This window comes from Longimicrobium sp., from assembly GCF_036399255.1.
Lineage (GTDB): Bacteria > Gemmatimonadota > Gemmatimonadetes > Longimicrobiales > Longimicrobiaceae > Longimicrobium.
The window spans coordinates 1-23047 of sequence record NZ_DASWNM010000109.1 but is presented as its reverse complement, the minus strand read 5'-3'; the positions used below and the strand labels follow the sequence as shown (position 1 = coordinate 23047).

The following is a 23047-nucleotide window of genomic DNA, read 5'->3' as shown; positions in this document are numbered from 1 at the left end:
TGTTTCCGCACGGGAAGGGGCGCTTCGACAGGGCTCGGACTGCGTCCGACGCGGGCCCCCTCTCCCGGCCTCTCCCCCGCAAACCGCGCGGGAGAGAGGCGACGGGCACCGGATTCTCCGCTGCGCTCCGGAGGGCGGGGATGCGAACGCAGCTTGTCGAAGCGGGATCGAATTCTCCCCTTTCTCCCGCTCCGCGGGGGAGAGGGGCCGGGGGTGAGGGGGCCCCGTCGGGCGCCAGCGTGATGCTCTTCGACCCGCCGAGATCCTTCCGAACCGCACTCCCCTCTCCGTGAGGAACGAACGGGGAGGGGCCGGGGGAGGGGCACCCCGTTGGCGCAGCTCGATGCCCGTCGAAACGCCTCGGTATCCGCGGCTACCCCGACCTCCCCCAGCAGTTTTGGGGGAGGTGGGCGAGTAATGCGAGCCCGGAGGGGGCGCCGGTGGGGACGACGAGGCATCGAGATGCCGGATAATGCGACCCGTTCGGTTGCCGCGGGGTATCCACGGTTCTAGATTTCGGGCCTCTCACGCACCCGCGGAGCGGCAGCGCGCACCCGAACGGCAGCACATAAACCGTGTGTGGAATCGTCGCGGTCTCCGGCACCCCCGAGGCCGCCCGCATTGCTTACCTGGGCCTGTACTCCCTGCAGCACCGGGGACAGGAGGCCGCCGGCATCGCCAGCTTCGACAGCGCGACCGGTGAAAGCAGCCGCGTGCGCGAGGCAGGGCTGGTTTCCGACGCGCTGAACGAGGAGAAGCTGACCAAGCTTCCCGGCGACCTGGCCGTGGCGCACATCCGCTACAGCACGGCGGGCGGCGCGGGGCTCAAGAACGCGCAGCCCATCCGCGAGCGCTACCGCGCCGGCCACCTGGCGCTGGTGCACAACGGCAACCTCACCAACGCCAACCTGCTGCGCGAGCGGCTGTTCCAGGAAGGCGCGCTCTTCCAGAGCACCATCGACAGCGAGGTCATCGTCCACCTGATCGCCCGGTCGCGCGCCGAGACGCCCGACCAGCAGATCGCGGACGCGCTGTCGCAGTTGGAGGGCGCGTACTGCGTGCTGATCACGGTGGACGACGTGCTGTACGCGGCGCGCGACCCGTACGGCTACCGTCCGCTGGTCATCGGCACGCTGCCGGGCGGGGGGCTGATGATCGCCAGCGAAACCTGCGCGCTGGACATTGCCCACGCCACCTACGTGCGCGACGTGGAGCCTGGCGAGATCATCCGCATCCGCAACGGCGAGATCGAGTCGGTCGCCTGCCTTCCGGGGTTCGTGGCCGAGCCGCAGCCGTGCGTCTTCGAGCTGGTGTACTTTGCGCGGCCCGACACGCGGCTGTGGGGGTACACGGTTGACCGCGCCCGCCGCGCCTTTGGCCGCAGGCTGGCGCAGGAGGAGCCGGCGCGGGGCGACATCGTGATCTCGGTTCCCGACAGCGCCAACTCGGCGGCGGTGGGATACAGCGAGCAGTCGGGGATCCCCTTCGAGCTGGGGCTGATCCGCAACCACTACGTGGGCCGCACCTTCATCACGCCCACGCAGGCCGGGCGCGACTTCAAGGTGCGGATGAAGTTCAGCCCCGTGCGCGAGGTGCTGGCGGGGAAGCGCGTGGTGGTGGTGGACGACTCGCTGGTGCGGGGCACCACGTCGCGCGCGCTGGTGAACATGCTGCGCGAGGCGGGCGCCGCCGAGGTGCACTTTCGCCTGGCGTCGCCGCCGGTGCGCTGGCCCTGCTTCTACGGCATCGACATGCCCACCCGCGAAGAGCTGATCGCCAGCGGCAAGTCGGTTGAGGAGATCCGCGACTACCTGGGCGTGGACTCGCTGGGCTACCTGTCTCCCGAGGGGATGGTGGACTGCGTGCGCGAGAACGGCGAGACGTACTGCGTGGCCTGCTTTACCGGCGACTACCGCGCCCCGCTGGTGGACGCCGAAGCCGGCCTGGCGATGAGCTCGCACTGCTGAGGCAGGACATCGCTCGCGGCGCTTCGATGGAGCGCGGAGCGCGTCCGCCCGCCCCCTCCGCTCGCTTAGGCTCGCACCTCCCCCAAAACTGCTGGGGGAGGTTGGGGTGGGGCAGAGGGTGGGGTGGTTCGATAGGTTTCGCGCTGCGTCCGAAGGTGGCCCCCTCTCCCGGCCTCTCCCCCGCAAACTGCGCGGGAGAGAGGTGACGCGTACGGAATCTCCGGTGCGTTGCGGGGAGGGTGGATGTAAACGCAGCCTTGTCGGAGCGGGATCGAATTCTCCCCTTTCTCCCGCTCCGCGGGGGAGAGGGGCCGGGGGAGAGGGGGCCCCGTCGGGCGCCAGCGTGATGCTCTTCGAACCGCCGAGATCCTTCCGAACCGCACTCCCCTCTCCGTGAGGAACGAACGGGGAGGGGCCGGGGGAGGGGCCGGGGGAGGGGCACCCTGCGGACGCAGTTCGATGCCCGTCGCCGATCTTCGATCCGTCCGCTACCCAACCTCCCCCAGCAGTTTTGGGGGAGGTGGGCGAGTCATGCGAGCCCGGTGGGGGCGCCCGCGGACGAAGCCCGGCACCGGCCGAAGACGCGCGTCGGCACATCCCCCACGCGCAGTCCGGCATCGTCCGACTTGCCCCGGCGCGTCGCAGCGTGCAATCTGCGGGTCTGCGACGGCGGCGTCCGCGCGCATCATCAGGACCCGACAAACGATTTTTCCGATCCCGTGCCCGACCTGAGGGAGAGCCCATGAAGTACCGCACCTATCCCGGCACCGACATCCGCGCTTCGGAAGTCGGATTTGGCCTGTGGACGCTCGCCGCCGGCTGGTGGGGCGACTTTACCGACGAGCAGGCGGTGGCGCTGCTGCACCGGGCGTACGACCTGGGCATCACCCTGTACGACTCGGGCGACACCTACGGCAACGGCCGTGCGGACGAGATCCTGCGCCAGGCGTTTGGCGACCGGCGCGACCGCATCACCATCACCACCAAGGTGGGGTACGACTTCTACAACCACCCCGACGCGCGGCGCGGCCAGCAGGAGATCCCGCACAACCCCGATCCCGCGTTCATCCGCATGGCGGTGGAGCGGTCGCTGCAGCGGATGGGGACGGACGTGATCGACGTGGTGAGCTTTCACAACACCAAGGAAGAGCACGTCCCCGACGACGCCATCTGGGAAACGCTGCAGCGCCTGCAGGACGAGGGAAAGATCCGCGCGTGGGGCGGCGCGCTGGGGCCCAGCAACGGCTACCTGTTCGAGGGGCTGGACCTGATCCGCAACCGCGGCGTGCGCAACCTGCAGCTGATCAACAACGTCCTGGAGCCCTTCCCCGGCCAGATCCTTACCGAGGCCGCCGAGCGGGGCGGGCAGACGGGGATCCAGGTGCGCGTGACGCACTCGTCGGGAATGCTGGAAGGCAGGTACACGCCGGAGACGGAGTTCGCCAAGAACGACCACCGCCGCCACCGTCCGCGCAGCTGGCTGACGAACGGGCTGAAGAAGCTGGAGGCGCTGGAGTGGCTGCACGAGGGGCGCGGGATGACCATTGGCCAGGCGGCGCTCAAGTGGCTGCTGGCCAGCCCGGTGGTAATGACCACGCTGCCCAACATCTACAACGTGGAGCAGCTGGAGGAGTTCGCCGCCGCCAGCGACCTGCCGGACCTGACCGCCGACGACCTGTCGCGCATCGCCGAGCTGCAGAAGAGCAACTTTGGCGTGCACGAGGACCACATGCGCTACAAGGGCACCATGGTTCGCGACGGCGAGCCCCTGGGCCCCGTCTACCGCTATGCCGACGACGGCTTCCCCGGCGCGCCCGAGGCGGTGGAATCCGCCGCCGCGGACTGAGGCGGCGGATTGGGTGATGGGTGGATGGCGAAGGCCCCGGCGAGTGGATCGCCGGGGCCTTTGTCGTTTCCGCTGGCCTTGGTCCGAGAGCGGCTGAAGCCGCCGCAACGACAGCGGAAAGCCCTGCAAACTGCGCAGGGCTTCAACTGCGCAACCGAAACGTCTAGTACGCCACCTGGACAAACCTGTCATTCTGAGGGAGGCGCCACCCAGTGCTCTCCTTATACCCAGGAGTATGGCGCCGACCGAAGAATCTTTATCCGAAGCGGCAGGATCTATCCGCCACGCGGGGTTCCCGGGCGATGCCCGGAAAGGGTTCCGCGCGAGGGGAGAGAGATTCTTCGGTCGCGCCAACTGGCTACGCGGTCTTCCGGAAAGCCCGGGGTGGGCGCTTCCTCAGAATGACAGGTGTTTCCGCGACTGCGGACATCGTTCGAAGCGCGTCACCTCTCCCCGCTGCAGTTCAGGGGGGAGAGGTCGGGAGAGGGGGCTACCTCCTGACGCAGCTCGAATCCTACCGACGCGCTGCCTCCTCTGCCCTACCCAACCTCCCCCAGCAGTTTTGGGGGAGGTGCGAGCCTAAGCGAGCGGAGGGGGCGCCCGCGGGTCGCGCTGAACCCGCCGCCTCTGGAATAATCCGCTACTCCGGCCGCCGATCGATCCCCTCGCCGATGCGGTGGTGCGGGGGGAGCGAGACGGGAAGGCGGCCGGTGATGGGGGCGGTGCCCAGCAGCGCATGGGCAGCGGCGGCCTCGGCGGCGGCGCCGGCGTCCCAGGCCAGCAGGTAGGCGGGAACGGAGGGAAAGGCGTCCAGCAGGTACGGGCTCCCCAGCGACACGGCGATCACCGGCTTGCCCGATGCGGCGAGCGCCTCGACGAAGGCCGGCGTGCCGCCCGAAACCCCCAGCGAGCGGTACTGGAAGGGCGCGATGGCGATGCTGGCGATCACCACGTCCGCGGCGGCGGCGCGCGACCGCAGCGACGCAAAGGTGGAGGCGGGGGTGCCCGGCCCCACGCGCACGTGCTCGGCCCGCACGCCGCCGGCGGCCAGCTCGCGCTGCAGCACGCCGCCCGCGGAGCCGTTGCCGTCGGCGTAGGTCACGTGCAGCACCCGCGCGTCCCGCCGCAGCGGTACGGCGCCGTCGCGGTCGCGGGCCAGGGTGATGGAGCGCGCCGCCACCGTCCGCGCGACCTCGCGGTGCGCCTCCGTGGCCACCGAGCCCGCGACGGCGGCGGGGTCCACGCGCGCGCCGCCGCGGTGCAGGCCGGCCGCGGCCTTGGCGGTCAGCACCCGCCGCGCGGCCTCGTCGATGCGCGCGCGGGGGATGCGGCCTGACTCCACGGCGGCCACGATGCCGTCGATGACCTGCGGGTGGCCGGGCGGCTGCAGCAGCGCATCCGCCCCCGCCAGCAGCGCCAGGATGCTGGCCTCGGTGACGGAGTAGCGGCGCGTCACCCCGCCCATGTTGAGCGCGTCGGTAAAGACGATCCCGCGAAACTGCATGGGGCCGCGAAGGATGCCGATCATCCGCGGCGAGAGCGAGGCCGGCGGCGCGTTGGGCCCTTCGATCCCCACGGCGGCGATGTGGCCCACCAGCACGCCGTCCATCCCCGCGTGCAGCGCGCCGCGGAACGCCGCCAGCTCCACGCGGTCCAGCCGCGCGGAGTCGCCGCTGATCTGCGGCAGGCCCACGTGCGAGTCCACGTGCGTGTCGCCGTGCCCGGGAAAGTGCTTGCCCACCGAGAGCAGGCCGCTTTCGCGCGCGCCCTGCAGCCACGCCGCGCCCAGCCGCGCCACCGCCTCGGGCGACTCGCCGAAGGAGCGCACGTTGATGATGGGGTTCGCCGGGTTGGAGTTCACGTCCAGCACCGGCCCCAGCGTAAGGTGAATGCCCACGGCGCGCGCCTCGGCGCCGGTGGCGCGGCCCGCCTGCCGGGCCAGCGCGGTGTCGCCCGCGGCGCCGAAGGCCATGGCGGGAGGCATGCGGGTGCCGCCGGGGTTCAGGCGCATCCCCGGCCCCGTCTCCAGGTCACTGACGATGAGCAGCGGCACGCCGGCACGCATCTGCGCGGCGTTCAGCTTGCTCGCCAGCGCGGCGGGGGTGCCGGTGGAGACGATCAATCCGCCCACCTGGTCGCGCGACACCCACTGCAGCATCCGCTGCTGCTCGGCGGGGTCGGCGCGGCCGCTGATCCACGGAAACACCAGCTGCGCCACCCGCTGCCGCAGGGTGAACTGCGCCAGCGTCTGCTCCACCCACGCCTGGCCGGCGGTGTCGGTGCGCAGCGGCGGGATGGCGGGCACCTCCGGCGCGGCGGGCCGGGTGGCGCGGGTCGCCTTGGTGGTGTCGGGATTCTCCGCGCGGTCGGGCGCGGAGCAAGCGGCCAGCGTAAGCAGCGCCGCCCACAGCGGGCGCAGGAACAGCGTGGAGATCATCACCGGGCAGGCACCTCAGGGCGTCGGGATCAGGAGCGGTCGCGGGTGGTCCTGCAAGCTCGCGGCCCAAGCACGGGAGAAGGCAAAGGGGGGCGCGACTGGCCCCGCAAGATGAGCGGGTAAACCCGCTGCTGGGACAGCGACAAGCCCCGTCTCCGCTCGCTGGCGCACGCGGAACGGGGCTTCAACCACGGAACCGCACGAAAGGGATTTGCGACGTTTATACCCAATCGGGGAAAACACCTGTCATTCTGAGGAAGCGCCCGCCCCGGGCTCTCAGGAAAGCCACAAAGCTAGTTGGCGCGACCGAAGAATCTCCCTCCCCTCGCGCGGAACCTTCTCCCGGGCAGAGCCCGGGAACCCCGCGTGACGGAAAGATCCTGCCGCTTCGGATAAAGATTCTTCGGTCGGCGCCAGGCTCCGGAGCGTACGGAAAGCACCGTGCGGCGCCTCCCTCAGAATGACATTTTGTCGGATTTAGTGTTACGATTATCCCCTCTCCCGCTTGCGGGAGAGGGTGCGAGCCCAGGCGAGCGGGTGAGGGCCCCCGCCGTCGATTGCGGATGACGGGAAGGATGTGTAGCGTGTGCGCTCCGCATCGTCCTGCATCAATCCATCACAGATCCGTGAGCACGTACTTCGAGCTTCCACCGCAGGCGGCGGGCGCATTCGATCCCATGGCGGTGGTCGCGGCCTGCATTGAAAGCGGAGAGCGGAACCTGCTGCTGGACGGCGGCGCGCTGCCGCCGGAGTTCTTCGATTTGAGCACCGGCGTGGCGGGGGCGCTGGTGCAGAAGCTGACGCTGTACGAGATCCGCATGGCGGGCGTGGTGCCTGATCCATCCATCCACTCGCAATCGTTCCAGGACTTTGCCCGCGAGGCGAACCATGGACGGTGGTTCCGCTTCTTTCCCGGCCGGGAGCAGGCGGTGGAGTGGCTCGCCAGCGAGTGACCGGGGCACGGAAAACGAGAGGACGCAGAGACGAATCGATCCGCCTCTGCGTCCTTTCGTTTGTTCCTGGACCGGCCTACTTCCCTGCCCCGCCGGGCTGAATGGTGAAGACGGGCTGCACGTCGCCGCGCTCGGGGATCAGGCGGAAGGGCTCGATGCGGACGCGCACGTCGCCGCCCTCCACCGGCTCCATCACCACCAGGATGCCGCGGCTGATGCCCATGGGGCCCGCGGCGAAGTACTTGACGCCCACGTGGTACGTGCCGGGAATCACGCGGTCGGTGCGCACCACCTCGGGGCCAAAGCCCTGCACGATGTCCTGCAGCAGCCGGATGCCGCTGGAGGCGCTGGGAGAGGCGTAGTACACGTGCTCGCCGGCGGGATCCACCACGTGCAGGTCCACGTCGTTGCCGTCCGTATCCCACGTCATGGTGATGCGCAGGCGGTCGGTGCGCTCCAGCTCGACCCCGTGCTCGCGGGCGCGGCGGCGAATCTCTTCGGCGCGGCCGGGCTGGGCGCGCATCCACGCGCGGTACACGTAGCCCAGCTCGTCGCGCACCACCTGCGCGGCGTTGCCGTACCAGCCATCGATGGGCATCGCCAGCGCGCGCTCCAGCACGCCGGCGGCTTCTTCCATCCGCCCGGACTGCCAGAGGAGGAGCGCCAGGGTGCGATACGGGTTGGGCAGGTCCGGGCGCATCTCCACGGCGCGGCGGGCGGGGGCCTCCCACGCGTCGCGCGCGCCCACGCGCCAGAGCAGCAGCGCGGCCCGCTGCAGCATCTCGGGCTTGCCGGGTGCCACCTCGACCAGCGAGCCGGTGGCGCGGTACGCCTCGTCGCGGCGGCCCAGGCTGTGGCTGGCCAGCGCCAGGCTCTCGTAGACCTGCGGATTGTCCGGGTCCATGGGCTGCCAGCGGAAGGCGACGTCGCGCAGCTCGCGCCACCGCTCGGCCTCGGCCAGCGCCTCGCTGAGCTCGTTGTAGAGCACGCGGTCGCGCGGGTTGGCCGCCAGCCGCGCCAGCAGGCTGTCCGCCTCGCCCGGGCGAAAGCGGCGCGCGCCCACCCACTCGGGGAGCGGGGGCCGCGGCGGCGCGGACGGAGGCGCCGCAGCCGCGGCGGCAGGCCTGCCGCCGGCTAAGCCGGAGGAAGTCTCCGCGGTTCCCGTCACCACCAGGTCCGTAAGCCCTTCCCGCCGTTCCAGGGTCGTGGTCGGCGACGGTGCCGGCGGGGGAGGCGGCGGCGGGGGTGCGGACGGAGGTGGCGGCGGCGCGGGCGGTGGGGGTGGAGCCCCGTTCCCATCCTCCTCGGGCGGCACCAGCGTTTGCGTGCCCACGGATGCGGTGACACCCTCGGCGACGCGGCCCGCCTGGCCGCTCGCGCTGAACTCGTTTCCATCCACCGCCGCTTCGGCCTCCTCCCTGGCGTTTTCCTGGCCGGCGGAAGCGGGTTCGTCCGGCGACGGCTCGGCGGGCTGCTCGTCGCGGGCGGCGGTGTCGGCCAGGGCCAGTAGCGCGGAGGGATCGCGGTCCAGGCGCTCGATGCCGCGCGGACCCACGGCCAGGATCTGCGCCAGCGCGGTGCGGTTCAGGCCAAAGCGGACGTAGTCGGCCTCCGTCTCCAGCACCAGCATGGTCGTGCGCGGCACCATCACCCGGTGCTCGATGCTGAGCGCCACCTGCTCTTCCGCCAGCCGCCGACGGGCTTCGTCGCCGTCCGCGTGGCGCTCTTCCTCCTGCAGCTTCTCCAGGTGCGCGCGGTAGAACTCGCGCACCAGCAGGGGGCCGAAGCGGTCCTCATCCAGCGGAAGCGCGGCGCCGGTGCGCACGCCGTCCACCGCCACGCGCGTGTCCTCCCCGTCCCGCAGGCGGCCCAGCACCAGCACCTCGCCGCCGGCCTGCACGTCTTCGGCGCCGGTGGCGTGGAAGGCCTCGGCGGCGGCATCGCGCACCTCCACGGTGCGGCCGGGGGCCAGCGCCAGGCGCGCGGCGGCCTCGCGGGCGCGGTCCGTCATCCGGTCGGTGAAAGGCACGCGGACGATGCGGCCGCGCCCGCCGGTGATCTGCCGCAGGGCGACGGCATCTTCCCGCGCGCCCAGCACCAGCGCGCTGAGCTGCGCGGCAGGCGGCATGCGGTCCAGCGGGCGAAAGAGCTCGGCGGGCGAGGTCTGGCCCACGGTGGCGGCGCCGTCGCTCACCAGCACGAAGCGGGTGGCGGGGTCACGCGCGGCGCGGGCCTGGATGTCAGCCAGGGCGGCGTGCAGGTTGGTGCCGCCCAGGAGTCCGCGCTCGCGGACCAGCGCCTCCACGCGCTCCGCGGCCTGACGCGGGGCAAAGGTGCCCAGCGGCACCACGTCCTGGTCGAACGCGATCAGCTCCACGCGGCTGCCGGGGAGCGCGGCCAGCACACCGCGGAGGGCGGCCAGGCGGTGGTCCATCCCCTCGGCCGCGCTGGCGCTGGTGTCCAGCAGAAAGACCCAGCGGGTTCCGGCGCCGGCGGGGGGTGCGGGGGCCACGTCCGGCCGCACGCCGGCCACGTAGAAGCGCCCGGCGCGCAGCAGGTACTCGCGCGGGGCGTCGGGGCGCGGGCTCCAGCGGATCTCCAGGTCCTCGGTGGGGGTGAAGCTCTCGTCCTCCCACGCCAGCGTCCCCGCGTCCGTCATCCGGCTGCCCCGCGGGCCCGCGAGCGTGGCGCCCACCTGCTGCTCGTGCGGAAGCGGCTGCACGTTCGCCGTCACGCGCATCATGCCGATGCGCGGCAGCCCGCGCAGGGGCACGCGGTAGGTGCGCACGCCGCCCTCCAGCGGCAGCAGGCGCGTGTAGCCCAGCACCACGCGCACGGTGGCGCCCGCCTCGATGGGAAAGATGCGCGCGCTGAAGCGGTTGCCCTGGTCCTGCTCCAGCAGCGCGGGGTCGCGCATCTGGTGCAGGATCTCGGCATACACGCGGTTGGCGCGCAGCCGTTCCACCACTTCGCCCTCCATCAGCCTGCCGTTCACCTCCTTGGCGAAGCGGCTGATGGTGGCGCCCTCCGGCAGCACCGCGCTGAAGCGCCCTTCCATCCGCCGCCCGTGCGGGTTGCGAAAGACGATCTCCATCTCGGTGAGCGAGAACACCCCCTGCACCGCCGCGCGCACGTTCAGCTCCTGGATGACGAGCTCCTGCCCGTCCGGATCGGAGAGCGCGATGGGCGCAGGCGCCTGCTCCTGCGCGGCGAGCGGTAGCGCAAGGGTCGCGGCCAGCAGCGCCAGCAAGACGCGGACGGCGGATCTACGCATGGTATGTCGGGTCATCGGGCGGTGTGACGGGTGGGGGCGCGGGCATCCGGCAACGGAGCGGCAGCCGTGGTCAGAAGGTAACGGCAAGGCCGCTCCGTTCCGTCGCGCGCTGGAAGTTGCGACCGGGTGCACTGTATCCGCAACGGCAGGGAGAGGTTCCGCGGCACCTGCTCGCACTCCGCGAAGCCGCTCGGGTCACACTGATCGGCGGAACCGCACAAACGCGGCAAACTCCCGATCCGCCAGAAAGTTAGACCAGCCGCCACTTACAAGAAAACGGGTCTTTGCGATCGGAGTCCTCTCCTTCAGCGTCATGTCGTGCCGGGCGTCCGGCCGGATGACGAACAGCAGACCGGAGAGTACTGATGAAAACCACGCCAATCACATCGCAGCCCAACTCCAAATCTGAGAATCCAGAAGGAGTGCGCGAGGGAGCACCCGCAGCGAGGAGCGATGACAGGGCTCCGCTACTCGTCGTCCCCGAGCGGACGATGCCGCCCATGCCGGAGAACGCGACCAAGGCACAAATGGACGCATGGCTGTGGGAATGCTGGTGCAGGCGCAACCTGCTCGGCAGCGGAACCTGATCGAACGGCATAGCGCGCCCAAGGCATAGCAACTATCCTGTCGCATAGTGTATGCGCCAAAACTGCCCCGCAATCATCAATGGGCGTCGACAAACCTGCGAAGATCGGCACGCTCTGGTTTATCCCGGCGCCTCCCCGATGGCCGCTGGATGAAGCCGGACTCATCATCGAGCTGAGCCCGGGTCCGTACGTGGACGAAGATGCGGGGACCGAACTCTGGCGCGCGCTTGTGGCGGTACGGGCCTGGTCGGCCGCGGGGCTGGACGAGCGCAAGGAGCTGTTTACGACACGGTGGAAACGCCAGGACACCGGATCAGCCTCGACCGGCGAGTTAGCCGGGGCATTGGCGACGTTCGAACGCATGCGCGCAGAGCCTGACCGTATCTCCACGGAAGAGGTCGCGGCAGCCTGCCGTGCAGTGGCCGTCTGGGCACAGGAGCACGCGCTGCTCCAGACCGCGATTCACTTTGCGGAAGCGGGAGCCTCGGCGGACCAGGAGAGCGCGGCGCTGGCGAATCTCGCCGCCCGCGTCTGCCGCAGAGCCGGCGAGAGAGCCCGGGCTGAGATCTGGCACGACCGGGCGATCGGGCTCGCACGAACTACGCAGAACGTTCGTGCCTACATCGAAGCGCATCGAGGGCTGGGGCGTCTTCACATCGCGAGCGGCCGCTTCGATCTGGCTCGGCCCCACCTTGAACGCGCCGCTCGCACCGCGCGCCGCAAGGGCCTCAAGAAGCAGGCGGGCCGCGCGTATCATGAGCTCCTCGGCCTGTCCGCGTTGCGCGGCCGGTTTCCCCGCGCGGTGGACTATGCCCGCCGGGCGTTCCGCGCACTGCCGGTGCACAACGCAAGGACCCCGGCACTCGCCTACGATCTCGCGTTTCTGATGGTGCGGATGGGCCAGTATGGACCCGCTCTCCAGCTTCTCAGTCAGGTCATCCCGAAGATCACCGCGCCCGACGAGCTGGTCGTCGTACTCGGGACGCTTGCTCGTGCCGCAGGCGGTGCAAACTGGCCCAACCGCTTCGAGGACGCAGCCGCACGCGTTGTCGAGATGTCGAGGCGGTTCCCGCTGACAGGGGCAGGTGCACTGTGCGGGTGTGCGGAAGGAGCCCGCCTGCTGGGCGACTGGAACCGCGCGCGGGGGTACGCCGAATCCGCTCTCGAGATGGGTCGTGAAGCCGGAGCGGACCTGGCTGTGGAGGTAGCCGAGACGCTCTTGCGGGAGATCGCGCAGCAGAAGCCGGGTGTCCAGCCCATGAGCCCGGTGGACCCGCAAGCGCAGGTGCTGCGGAATCTGGCTGTGGTGGCTGCGCAACGGCTGGTGCGGTGGCGGGGCCCTACATGGCGCCGGCGCGGTCCCCCGGACGCCCCCGAGGAAGAGTGACGCCGATCAGCCACCACCGAGGGTAAATCCATTCCCCGCCGTCGCCTCAGCGGTCTGGCTGCTGGTACCTGGTGGGAGAGGCACGGTATCGCTTCGCCCCCCGCCCAGCGTAAAGCCGTTGCCATCCATCGACGGGCCTGCCGGAGCGGCAGCGGGCTCGGTCGGCAGGCGGCCGCACGCAGCAACCGCCAGGAGCAGAGTCAACAGGGCGAGACGACGGACGTTCATCGAAGGCAACTCCTGAACGACGGTTCTAGGCGCCCCAGGGACCCGGAATGACCTTGGAGGCGCTTTCGTCCACAAGCTACGCGACACATACATTTCGTGCTAGTTCGTTGGACCTGACGCAAATAACCGCGGTTTCGCAAGGCGCGCAATCACAAAGGCCCCGACGAACCAATCGCCGGGGCCTTCCCGTCTCTCATTGCGCAGCGGGGGCTTCCTGGGGGGGGAGATGCAGGCGCCCACATCGCCTGCGCTCATCCGGACCTGCTGGTTCGCCTGGGGGCAGGCGCGGCCGGAGCTATTCCGACGAGATCGCCAGCATGAAGCCATCGGGGTCGCGGAACCGGAACAGGCGGCCGCCCCAGGGCATGTCGGCGGGCTCGGACATCAGGGTGCCGCCGCGCTCCTTGATGCGCGCGGCGAGCGCGTCCACGTCCTGGGCGGTCGCAAAGGCCAGCGAGATGCCTTCGCCCTTGCTGCGGTCCCAGCCCTTGGCGCCGTCGTCCTGGTTCAGCATCAGCTGCACGGTGCCGGCGAGCAGCGACACCCCCAGCAGCTTGCCCTCGTGCTCGTACTGCTCCTTCACGTGAAAGCCGAGCACGTCGCGGTACCACTCCATGCTCTTGCGCGCGTCGTTCACCGTCAGCAGCGCCAGCAGGGAGCGGGCGCGGAACGATTCGGGATGGGCGCGGCGGTCGGCGCCCGCGGGGGCTTCAGTGCTCATGGGGATTCCGGGTCCGGGAGGCGGAGGGGACAGCGAGCGCCAACAATAAGCCTCGTACGCGCGCTGCGTGCAAGGGAACGCGTGGCGCTCGCCGGGCGGTGTGCAGGCGAGGCGAGTCCCGGTGCGAGCGCCCGGCCGCCACGCTCGCGTCCGGGGCGGCCGCGAAGCGCCGCTGGCCACGCACGCGGCGGGAGGAACGTGCGCTCACTGTCGCGAACGCACGGGTCCGGTCGTTCTGTGTGTGCCGGCATTCCGCCGGAGCTTCTTCTCCCCTTACTTGATCGAGGAACCGGTATGCCCACACCTGCATTCGTGCGTTCCGCCGTCCTGGGCCTGCTGGCGCTGGCGGCGGCGGCGCCCGCGGCCCACGCCCAGCAGCATCCGCGGTACCAGGTAGAGGCCTCGCTGGACCAGACCGGCTCCCACTCCATGTACGGCGTGATCGCAGAGGGCGTCGCGGAGTCGCAGGAGCTCAGCCAGGTGGAGTCCGTGGGCTATTCGGTCGCTGCCTCGCGGCTGGCGCGCATTGCACCCCGCACCTCGCTGCGCTTCGGGCTTTCGCTGGCGGACAAGGGCTACGCGGAACGGTCCACCACGAGCGCCGGGACCACCCTGCGCCACGTGGACATCATCTACCTGGGCGCGCCGCTGACGGTGGGGTACAACCTGGTGAACCCGCGCCGCGGCGTGCTGCCGTTCGTCGAGGCGGGCGTGGCGCCCGAGCTGCTGGTGCGCCGCGACGAGGGCGAGTTCGACTTCGACCTGCGCAGGACGGGGATCAGCTACCTGGTCAACGCCGGGGTGAAGTACGGCCTGCCGGACGGCCGCGCGCTGGTGCTGGCCCCCGAAGCCCGCATCGCCGCGCGGAAGTATTCGGTGGATCGCCCCGGCGCGCGGGAGTTCCGGCCGATCACCGTCGGCATCAAGCTGGGCTTTCAGTTCTGAAGGGGATGTAGGCGGATTGGGTTTCGGAGGGGGCGGCGCGAGGGGCACGCCCGGGGTGGAGGCTCGGCGACGAGCATCGCACTGGCGCCCGACGGGGCCCCCTCTCCCCCGGCCCCTCTCCCCCGCGGAGCGGGAGAAAGGGGAGAATTCGATCCCGCTTCGACGGCATCGAACTACGTCCGCGGGGTGCCCCTCCCCCGGCCCCTCCCCGCTCGTTCCGCACGGAGAGGGGAGAATTCGGTCCCGCTCACTGGCCATCACGTCGGCCGCTTCCGCCCAACCCGCTACGTGGCAGGCACGTGCCCCTGCCCCACCGCCTCCAGTCCGCGAAGGCGGCCTTCGTGTGGTTGTTGCAGCGAATTCATTCGCCATCGCCATCTACGGAAAAAGCAGTTGACATCCGCGGGGCACATGATTAAACTACGGAAGAACCCGTAGCGGAGGAATCATGGACGAGGTCAGCTTTACCCCGCGCGAGCTGGACGTGATGAGCATCCTGTGGCGCGCCGGCTCGGGGACCGTATCCGAAGTGCGCGAGGCGCTGGACGAGGACCTGGCGTACACGTCGGTCCTGAGCGCCCTGCAGACGCTGGAGGAAAAGGGGTTCGTGCGCCACGAGCCGGAGGGGCGCGCGTACCGCTACCATCCCACCGTGGCGCCCGAAAAGGCCGGCCGCAGCGCGCTGGCCCGCATTCGCGAAGCCGTGTTCCAGGGCTCCGCCGAGCTGATGTTCGCCCAGCTCGTCTCGGACCGCAGGCTCAAGCGCGAAGAGCTGGAGCGCATGCGACACCTGCTGGCCGAACGGCTGGAGGAGGAATCGTGATCGCCGCCTGGATCGTGTACGCCCTGCTGGTGGGCGCGCTGCTGGCCCTGGCCGCCTGGCTGATGGAAGAGGTGGTGCGGCCGCGCGGCGGCGCCGTCCGCTTTCTGTGGCTGGGCGCCCTGCTGGCTACGGTGGCGCTGGCGGCGCTCGCTCCCCTGCGCGCCACCGCCCCCGTCTCCCTCACCGGCGCCGTCCTGTCGCGGACGGAGCCGGCGGACGCGACGGTGCTCCGTCCGGACGGCGGACCGGCCGCCGCCGCGGCGCGGGCGCTGGAGGCGTCGCGCGCCGCGCTGGCCGCTACGCTGGAGCGGGCCGCGGAGCTGGGCGAGGGTGCGGCGGGGACCGCGCTGGCGGCGGGATGGGCGCTGCTGACGGCGGCGTCGCTGGCGCTGGGCGCGGCCACGCTGCTGCGGTCGCGCCGGGCCCGGCGCGCGTGGCCGCGGGTGGAAATGGCGGGCGCGCCGGTGCGCGTGGCGCCGCGCGTGGGGCCGGCGGTGCTCGGCATCCGCCGGCCGGAGGTGGTGGTGCCGGCGTGGCTGCTGACCGCCCCGCCCGAGGAGCAGCGGCTGGTGGTGATGCACGAGGCCGAGCACGTGCGCGCCCGTGATCCGCTTACGCTGGCGGCGGGGTGCGTGGCGGTGGCGCTGGTGCCGTGGAACCCGGCCGCCTGGTGGATGCTGCTGCGCCTGCGCGCGGCGGTAGAGATGGACTGCGACGCGCGCGTGCTGCGGCGCGGCGTGGAGCGGCGGGCGTACGGCACGCTGCTCATCGAGATGGCCGGGCGCGGGCCCGGGCTTTCCCTGGGCGTGCCGGCGCTGGCCGGGTCGCCCTCCACCCTGGAACGGAGACTTCGCGCCATGAACGCACGACTGCCCCGCTTTGCCCGCCTGCGCGCCACGCTGCTGGGCGTGCTCGCCTTCGCCGCGCTGGCCAGCGCCTGCGAGAGCCCGCTCCCCACCACCGCCGAGATCGAGAAGATGGACGTCGCGGCCGTGGAGGCCCGCGTGGTACAGCTGCAGCCGGTGCAGGGGGGAACCGTCACCTACATCGTCGACGGAGAGAAGGTGCCGGCCCAGGTGGCGCGCGCCCTTCCCGCCGGCCAGATCGCGCAGGTGGACGTGGCGGGCGGCACCGCCGGCAACACCGTCACCATCCACACCGTACGCGCCGCCGCCCAGGCGAACGCGCGCATGCGGGAACCCGTTCCGGTGCACGTCGACACCTCGCCCGCCTCCACTTCGGACGTGGTTCTCTCGGAGGGGTTCCACGGGCTGCTGGTGATCGACGGCGTGGTCTCGCCGGCAAGCGCCCTGCGCGGGCTGGACCACGAGGGAATCGAGCGGGTGGAGGTCATCAAGGGCGACGCCGCGACCCGGGCGTACGACGATCCGCGCGCCGCCAACGGCGTCATCCGCATCACCACCCGCGCGGGCGCAGCCAACCGCTGACCGCCACGCATCGCGATGCAGGATGGAGAGCCCCGGCGCGGAGCACGCGCCGGGGCTCTTTCTCTTTCGCGGATCGTGATCGTCCATCATCATTCCCTGGAGCGATGGAAGGGAACGGTCACCCGGGATGACGATCGGCGGATGCTGGAGGCGGCGCTGGACCGGATCGCGGACAAGGTGCGGCGGGCGCGGGAGCGGGACCTGCGCCCCTTCGGCGCGGAGAGCCGCGGGATTCCGGATATCCGTCCCCCGCTTTCACCCGGCGAGGTGGCGGCGGTCGAGGCGCGGCTGGGCGTCGCGCTGCCGGAGGAGTACCGCGGCTTCATCACGCGCGTGGGCGACGGGGGCGCGGGGCCGGCGTACGGGCTCTTTTCCCTGGCCGCCGCGCTCCGGGAGGCCAAGGCCGATGCGCATCCGCAGGTGCTCGCCATCCCGTTTCCGCACGTGCAGACGTACAATCCCGACGAGGACCCGGAGGTGATCGCCTTCTGGGACCGCGCGGACGCGGGCGAGGTGAGCGACGACGAGCAGCGGCTCCAGGGCGCGCGGGAAGCAGGCGGCACGCTGCCGCTGTGCGACGAGGGATGCGGATACCTGCACCTGCTGGTGGTCACCGGGCCCACGCGCGGAACCATGTGGGTCGACAGCCGCGGCGCCGACGCGGGGTTCATCCCGCTGAACGTTACTTTCCTGGACTGGTACGAGCGCTGGATCGACGACGTGCTGGCCGGCGGCCGCGGCACCTGGTGGTTCGGCGATCCCGTGTATCCGCCGGGTCATCCACAGGGCCCGCCGGCCTGAACCGGTCTCATGCGGATTCAGGCACCCGCCGCCGCATCACCGGACTGGCGGATGGATCGGACGGCCGGTACACTCCGGAACCGTGCCGGCCCCACCGCGCGACACACCGCCGTCCTCCACGCCACGTCCGCACGCCATGCCACGAATCCTCCTGATCTCCCTTGCCGCCGTCATCGCCGCCGCGTGCTCCGTCGCCGCGCAGGAGGCCAGTCCGCCGCCGGACGTACGGTTCGACCGGGTGCGCATGGGCAAGGACAGCATGCAGATCTACCTTGTGCGCGGCGGACAGCCCCTGCACGTGGGCATGCTGTGGGATTCGCTTCAGGTTGCCGAGCACGCAGGCGTCCCCGCGATGCGGCGCGAGTACTGAACCGAGAACCGCGCGTTCGGGGCGGAACACGCCGTCTACTTCTACCGCCTGCCACACCTTTCGCCGCTCTCCATCGTGGACGAGGGCACTTCGCCGGAGGCGCTGCGGTTCACGGCCGACAGCGTGGTGGGCTGGAGCACCACGCGGGGACGGCGGATGAACGTGGCACGCGTGCTGGCTCCGGGCGTGTACGACGGCACCGTGTTCGACCTGACGGTGCGCGCGGGCGACCTGCGCGACGGGTACAGCGTCTCGGTTCCGGCGTACATCAGCGAGATGGATTCCGTCGTCACCCTCAGCGCACGGGTGACGGGATCGGAGCGGGTGGAGGTGGAGGGCGGGCGGATGGCCGACGCGTGGGTGGTGCAGATGGACTTTGCGGGACTCGCGTCCACCCTCTGGATCGACAAGCGGACGCGCGCGCTTTCGCGGCAGACGATCGAGCTGGCGCCGGGCACGTCCATGCTGATGGACCGGCTGCCGGTGCGCGACCCCGGCCAGCGCGACTCCCGCTGACGGGGGATGCGGCGCGGGACGACTGGAGGGTGTGGATGACGCCGCTTTCGATGCTCCCGCGATTCGCATCGGCCTGCATCGCGGGGCTGCTGCTGGCGGCGTGTGCGACTCCCCGCCGCCCCGCCGGCCCGCCGCCACCGCCCGCCGCTCCGGTTCGCATCGTTCCGTCGTGCGTGGTGTCGGCGGAGGGGCTGGTCGCCATCACGGTGGAGGTCGACGACGCGACGGGCGACACGACGTTCCAGGGCCGGCCGCTCAGCGACGCCTTTCCGCTGACCTCCCGGTACGCCGCCGAGGCGGGCTGGTACCTGCGGAACGAGCCGATCCCCGAAGTGGTGTGGCCGCACGTGGACGCGCGCGGCGCCTACGTGAAGTACGGCAGGGCCCGGGCGATGACGCCGGATTCCCTCTCCCTGCTCGGCTATCACCACGGCGTCGGCGTGTACGGGGTGCTGGGTGACGCCCCGGAAAACTTCGGGGTCCTGTACGTCCCCGTCCGTCCGGGGTGCTGGTTCCAGACCTACCAGTTCGAAGGCGTCGGCGAAATGCGGGAGGGCCGGTGACCGGCTCCACGCCGTCGATTCTCCCCGGCGGAAGCGGTGGATGACACACGTTCCACCCCACGAGCGCCTTCCCGCCGGGGCGGTGCTGGCGGATGACGCCGTCGAGCTTCGCCTGCTCCGCGTCCTGGAGCCCGGCGATGCGTCCGCGCGGCCACCGGAGGCGCGGTTCCTCTCCCCCGCGCTGGAATACCGCTTCGCCATCCACCGCCGGACGGACGGCCTGCGCGTCGGCCGCATCCACCTGCGGGTCACGGACGATCCGCTCATCCTTCGCGCGCTGGGGCATACCGGCTACGAGGTGGATGAGGCGCATCGCCGGAACGGGTACGCCACGCGGGCCGTCCGGCTGGTGGCCGGCCTTGCACGGATCTCTGGCGTGGCGCCGCTCTGGGTGCTCATCGAGCCGGACAACGCCGCCTCGCGCAAAACCGTCGAGCGGGCGGGATTTACCCAGGTGGACGAGGTCGATACGCTGCCGGAAGGAACCGCGCTCGGCCTGGGTCCGCGGGTTTGCCGGTATACCGTCGATGAGGCGTGACACGGAAGGGTCTCCGCGTTCGTACGTTGCGCGGCGCACATCGAGGATCGCGAATTCCGCCTCCCGGAGCGAATGAGTTCGCCGCGGGAAAGGCGCAAAGTCCGCTTCCCAGGAGCGAATGAATTCGCCGCTGGAAAGGCGCAAAGTCCGCCTCCCAAGAGCGAATGAATTCGCCGCTGGAAAGGCGCAAAGTCCGCCTCCGCGGACTGTAGCCGCGGGTCCTGGGCGCTGCGACGGACGCGGAAAACGCCGACGGTAGATTCCTCGGTCGCGCGCGGGTGCGGTGGTGAGGGACGGGTCCGTGCGGCGCTCCCTCGGAATGACAGAAGTGCGCGGGGGAGCTTGGTTCCGCGAAACCCGGCGGACTGTAGCCGCGAGTCCTGGGCGCTGCGACGGACCCGGAAAACGCCGACAGTAGATTCCTCGGTCGCGCGCCGGGGGATGGCGATGCGGACGGGTCTGTGCGGCGCTCCCTCGGAATGACAGATGTGCGCGGGGAGCATGATTCCGCGACATCCGAAGGAACACACCCCCAGGCATTTGCGACGTTAGATACCCTCTCCGCGCTTGCGGGAGAGGGTGCGAGCCTAGGCGAGCGGGTGAGGGCCCACTAGATTATCCTCGGCCGGCGAGGGCGACTCCCCCCGTCTCCTCCCGGCGATCCGGCTCTCCTGAAGCACCTCCCCTGAGTTCCCGCCCGGCGGCTCCCGCACGATTCTTCGATGGAAGTCAGCGAGAACGAGATGAAGCAGCGCCCCGACGCGCCCGCCAGTCCGGCCGCGGCATCCGAGCGCACGACTGACGCGCCCGCTACCCGCCGGTCACGCGTCCGCGAGCGCGCGGGGCGCATCCTGCGGCCGGTGGGGCGCGTCGCGCGCAAGGTGGCGCGCGGGCTGATGTGGGTGCTGGTGCTCACCGTGATGATCACCATCATCACCACCGTGGTGGGGATCAACCGCACGTCGGCCATCGGGCCGATGTCGGGGCCGGTGGTGCGCGACTTTACGCACCTGTATCCCGTGGAGGTGAACCGGGTGATCGCGCCCACCGACGAGGCGCAGATCGTCCAGGCGGTGCGGACCACGGGCGGGCCCATCTCCATCGGCGGCGGGCGCTTCAGCATGGGCGGGCAGACGGCCACCGAAGGCGCGCTGCAGATCGACATGCGCCGCTACAACCGCGTCATCCAGCTGGACACGGCGGCAAAGACCATCACCGTGCAGGCCGGCGCGACCTGGCGGCAGATCCAGGAGCTCATCGACCGCTACGGGCTGTCCATCAAGGTGATGCAGTCGTACGGCAACTTCACCGTCGGCGGCTCGCTCTCGGTGAACGTCCACGGGCGGTACGCGGAGCTGGGGCCCATCATCAGCACCGTGCGAAGCTTTCGCATCGTGCTCGCGGACGGCACGGCGGTCACGGCGTCGCCCACGGAGAACGCGGAGATCTTCTACGGCGCCATCGGCGGATACGGCGGGCTGGGCGTGATCACGCAGGCCACGCTGGAGCTGGCGGACAACGTGCGCGTCCGCCGTACCCGCCAGACCATGTCGGTGGATGAATACGCCGAGTGGTTCCGCCGAAACGTGCGCGGCCGCGCCGGCGTCGTCTTTCACAACGCCGACATCTACCCCAACGAGTACGACCGCGTGAGCGCCGTCACCTTCAGCCAGACGGCGGACTCCGTCACCATCGCCGACCGGCTGATGCCGCGGCAGGCGTCGTATCCCGCCAGCCGCATCGGGCAGACGGTGGTCACGGGGTGGCCGGGGGGCAAGGAGATCCGCGAGCACGTGCTGGATCCCTGGCTGTACCGCGGCAATCCGGTGGTGTGGCGCAACTACGAGGCGAGCTACGACGTGCGCGAACTGGAGCCCGGCTCGCGCGAAAAGTACACGTACGTGCTGCAGGAGTACTTCATCCCGGTGGGCGAGTTCGGCGCGTTCGTGCCGCGGATGCGGGAGATCTTTCGCAGGCACGACGTGAACGTGGTCAACGTCTCCATCCGCCACGCCACGCCGGACCCGGGCTCGCTGCTGGCGTGGGCGGGGGAGGAAAAGTTCGCCTTTGTCGTCTGGTACAAGCAGCGCACGGACGCCGCGGGGCGCGCGAAGGTGGCGCAATGGACGCGGGAGATGTCGGACGCGGCGCTGACCAGCCGCGGCAGCTGGTACCTGCCCTACCAGCCGCACGCCACGCCGGAGCAGTTTGCCCGGGCGTATCCCCGCGCCCCGGAGTTCTTTGCGCTCAAGCGCCGGCTGGACCCGCAGAACCGCTTTCGCAACAAGCTGTGGGACCGCTACGACCCCGCCGGCCCCGCGCGGATGGAGCTGGGCCGCGCGGAGCGGGCGGCGGTGGACAGCATCGCGGGATACGCGCGGCCGGAGTCGCAGAGCTTCCTCGCCCACCCCGAGTGGTTCATCGTCTACAGCGCCGACGAGTACGCGGCGTGGACAAAGGACCGCCTGCCGCACGGCTTTCCGTACGCGGAGTCCATCGGCCAGTACTGGCGCAACTGGGGCCAGGTGTCGCGCGCGTCGCGGCGGGAGAACCCCGGCAACGGGCAGTACTCGCTGATGCTGGGTGTGATTGGCGTAAGCTACTCGGTGGAGTACAGCCTGAAGGGCGCGTACGAGAACACCATCGGCCGGCTGAGCGCCTGGACGGCCGGCGGCCGCGCGACGGACGAGGACCGCTTCGGGCACCGGGTGGCGGCGGACTACGGCACCTTCATCCACACCATTCCGTGGTACCGCTACCCGTTCGGCAAGCAGCTGCGGGCGCTGTGGAGCGACGTGCCGCTCTGGGGCCCGGCGCCGCTGCGCAAGTGGGAGCGGCGCCTGTCGCTGTCGGTGGAGTACGGCATCAAGGCCGTGTACGCACGAATGCTGGGCGGCGCCACCGGGGCCGCGTACGCGCCGCAGGACCTGCGCATCAGCGCCGTCGTCTACGGCGACACCGCCTCGCTGGCGCCGGGCGACGCGCGCGTGCTGGCGCGGCGGCAGATTGGGCCGCGGCACGCGCTGGTGACCGTGGAGCGCTACGACCCCTTCTGGCAGGTGATGCGCGACGCGGCGAAGCGCGGCGAGTCCGCGCCGCTGGTGGAGATCGCGGGGAACGACGACATCGTGGTGACGGGCGTGGCGCCGCGCGACTGGCGCTACGTGGGGCCCGACGCGGAGTTCCTGTACGCGCTTCCCCTGCCCACGGACGCGCGGCGAATCCGCCCCGTCCTCACGGTACGCACCCGCGACCTGCTCCCTTTCCTGCGCCGCGTAGAGGCGGAGGGGCGGATGACCGTGGACCACGTGTACGACTACTGATTGACTTCGGCGGGAACCGCGCTGCGTCGGCCGGCGCCCCCTCCGCTCGCTTAGGCTCGCACCTCCCCCAAAACCCCTGGGGGAGGTTGGTTGCAGGGCTGGCGGCGGTGCGCTTCGGGGCGGATTGGCGCGAGCCGGTGGGGGGGTCGTTGGGACGCACCCGGAGCCTGTCGAAGCGCGATCGAATTCTCCCCTCTCCGTGAGGAACGAACGGGGAGGGGCCGGGGGAGGGGCACCCCCGCGGACGCAGTCCGAACCCGTTCGCCGAGCCTCGATCCATCGGCACCGCCAACCTCCCCCAGCAGTTTTGGGGGAGGTGG

The 23047-nt window shown here is 70.9% G+C and carries 16 protein-coding genes; 13 read left to right on the top strand and 3 right to left on the bottom strand.

Features of this window, described 5'->3' with window-relative positions; all coding sequences use genetic code 11:
* Positions 1-575: 575 nt before the first annotated feature.
* Both purF and VGC13_RS20330 read left to right on the top strand, forming a co-directional pair.
* A complete protein-coding gene (gene purF / locus VGC13_RS20335; protein WP_331127123.1) occupies positions 576-1967 on the top strand; it encodes an amidophosphoribosyltransferase in 1392 nt (463 codons plus the stop codon).
* 742 nt (positions 1968-2709) lie between these two features.
* Positions 2710-3813 carry an aldo/keto reductase gene (locus VGC13_RS20330; RefSeq protein WP_331127122.1) on the top strand — a complete coding sequence of 368 codons (1104 nt, stop codon included), beginning with the start codon at positions 2710-2712 and terminating at the stop codon, positions 3811-3813.
* 640 nt (positions 3814-4453) lie between these two features.
* Here the strand turns inward: VGC13_RS20330 and VGC13_RS20325 are convergent.
* Entirely contained in the window at positions 4454-6250 is a 1797-nt protein-coding gene (locus VGC13_RS20325) for a glycoside hydrolase family 3 protein (RefSeq protein WP_331127131.1), read from the bottom strand.
* A 626-nt stretch (positions 6251-6876) separates the two neighbouring features.
* On the opposite strand from VGC13_RS20325, the gene VGC13_RS20320 reads away from it, so the two are divergent.
* A complete protein-coding gene (locus VGC13_RS20320; RefSeq protein ID WP_331127121.1) occupies positions 6877-7203 on the top strand; it encodes a DUF4180 domain-containing protein in 327 nt (108 codons plus the stop codon).
* Between the two features lie 76 nt (positions 7204-7279).
* On the opposite strand, the gene VGC13_RS20315 is transcribed toward VGC13_RS20320, so the two are convergent.
* Positions 7280-10477 carry a VIT domain-containing protein gene (locus VGC13_RS20315; protein ID WP_331127120.1) on the bottom strand — a complete coding sequence of 1066 codons (3198 nt, stop codon included), beginning with the start codon at positions 10475-10477 and terminating at the stop codon, positions 7280-7282.
* Positions 10478-11143: 666 nt separating this feature from the next.
* Here VGC13_RS20315 and VGC13_RS20310 point away from each other — a divergent pair.
* Entirely contained in the window at positions 11144-12451 is a 1308-nt protein-coding gene (locus VGC13_RS20310; protein WP_331127119.1) for a tetratricopeptide repeat protein, read from the top strand.
* A gap of 523 nt (positions 12452-12974) precedes the next feature.
* Here the strand turns inward: VGC13_RS20310 and VGC13_RS20305 are convergent.
* Positions 12975-13400, bottom strand: a complete 426-nt coding sequence (locus VGC13_RS20305) for a VOC family protein (RefSeq protein ID WP_331127118.1) — start codon at positions 13398-13400, stop codon at positions 12975-12977.
* Between the two features lie 294 nt (positions 13401-13694).
* Here VGC13_RS20305 and VGC13_RS20300 point away from each other — a divergent pair, with 294 nt between their 5' ends.
* The 9 genes from VGC13_RS20300 (at position 13695) to VGC13_RS20260 (ending at position 22727) form a co-directional block, all read left to right on the top strand.
* Positions 13695-14345, top strand: coding sequence for an outer membrane beta-barrel protein (locus VGC13_RS20300; protein ID WP_331127117.1), 651 nt, complete (start codon positions 13695-13697; stop codon positions 14343-14345).
* A gap of 448 nt (positions 14346-14793) precedes the next feature.
* Entirely contained in the window at positions 14794-15168 is a 375-nt protein-coding gene (locus VGC13_RS20295) for a BlaI/MecI/CopY family transcriptional regulator (protein ID WP_331127116.1), read from the top strand.
* Complete coding sequence (locus VGC13_RS20290) at positions 15165-16616, top strand: M56 family metallopeptidase (RefSeq protein ID WP_331127115.1); 1452 nt, start codon at positions 15165-15167, stop codon at positions 16614-16616. The genes VGC13_RS20295 and VGC13_RS20290 overlap by 4 nt, the downstream gene beginning before the upstream one ends.
* 75 nt (positions 16617-16691) lie before the next feature.
* A complete protein-coding gene (locus VGC13_RS20285; RefSeq protein ID WP_331127114.1) occupies positions 16692-17417 on the top strand; it encodes an SMI1/KNR4 family protein in 726 nt (241 codons plus the stop codon).
* Positions 17418-17553: 136 nt separating this feature from the next.
* Positions 17554-17787 carry a hypothetical protein gene (locus VGC13_RS20280; RefSeq protein ID WP_331127113.1) on the top strand — a complete coding sequence of 78 codons (234 nt, stop codon included), beginning with the start codon at positions 17554-17556 and terminating at the stop codon, positions 17785-17787.
* 75 nt (positions 17788-17862) lie between these two features.
* Positions 17863-18303 carry a hypothetical protein gene (locus VGC13_RS20275; RefSeq protein WP_331127112.1) on the top strand — a complete coding sequence of 147 codons (441 nt, stop codon included), beginning with the start codon at positions 17863-17865 and terminating at the stop codon, positions 18301-18303.
* 35 nt (positions 18304-18338) lie between these two features.
* Positions 18339-18866 (top strand): hypothetical protein, encoded by a 528-nt coding sequence (locus tag VGC13_RS20270; RefSeq protein WP_331127111.1) that lies wholly within the window; start codon positions 18339-18341, stop codon positions 18864-18866.
* Between the two features lie 40 nt (positions 18867-18906).
* The gene (locus VGC13_RS20265) at positions 18907-19404 is read left to right on the top strand and encodes a GNAT family N-acetyltransferase (RefSeq protein ID WP_331127110.1); all 498 of its coding nucleotides are present in this window, start codon (positions 18907-18909) and stop codon (positions 19402-19404) included.
* Positions 19405-20126: 722 nt separating this feature from the next.
* A complete protein-coding gene (locus tag VGC13_RS20260) occupies positions 20127-22727 on the top strand; it encodes an FAD-binding oxidoreductase (protein ID WP_331127109.1) in 2601 nt (866 codons plus the stop codon).
* The last annotated feature ends 320 nt before the right edge of the window (positions 22728-23047 follow it).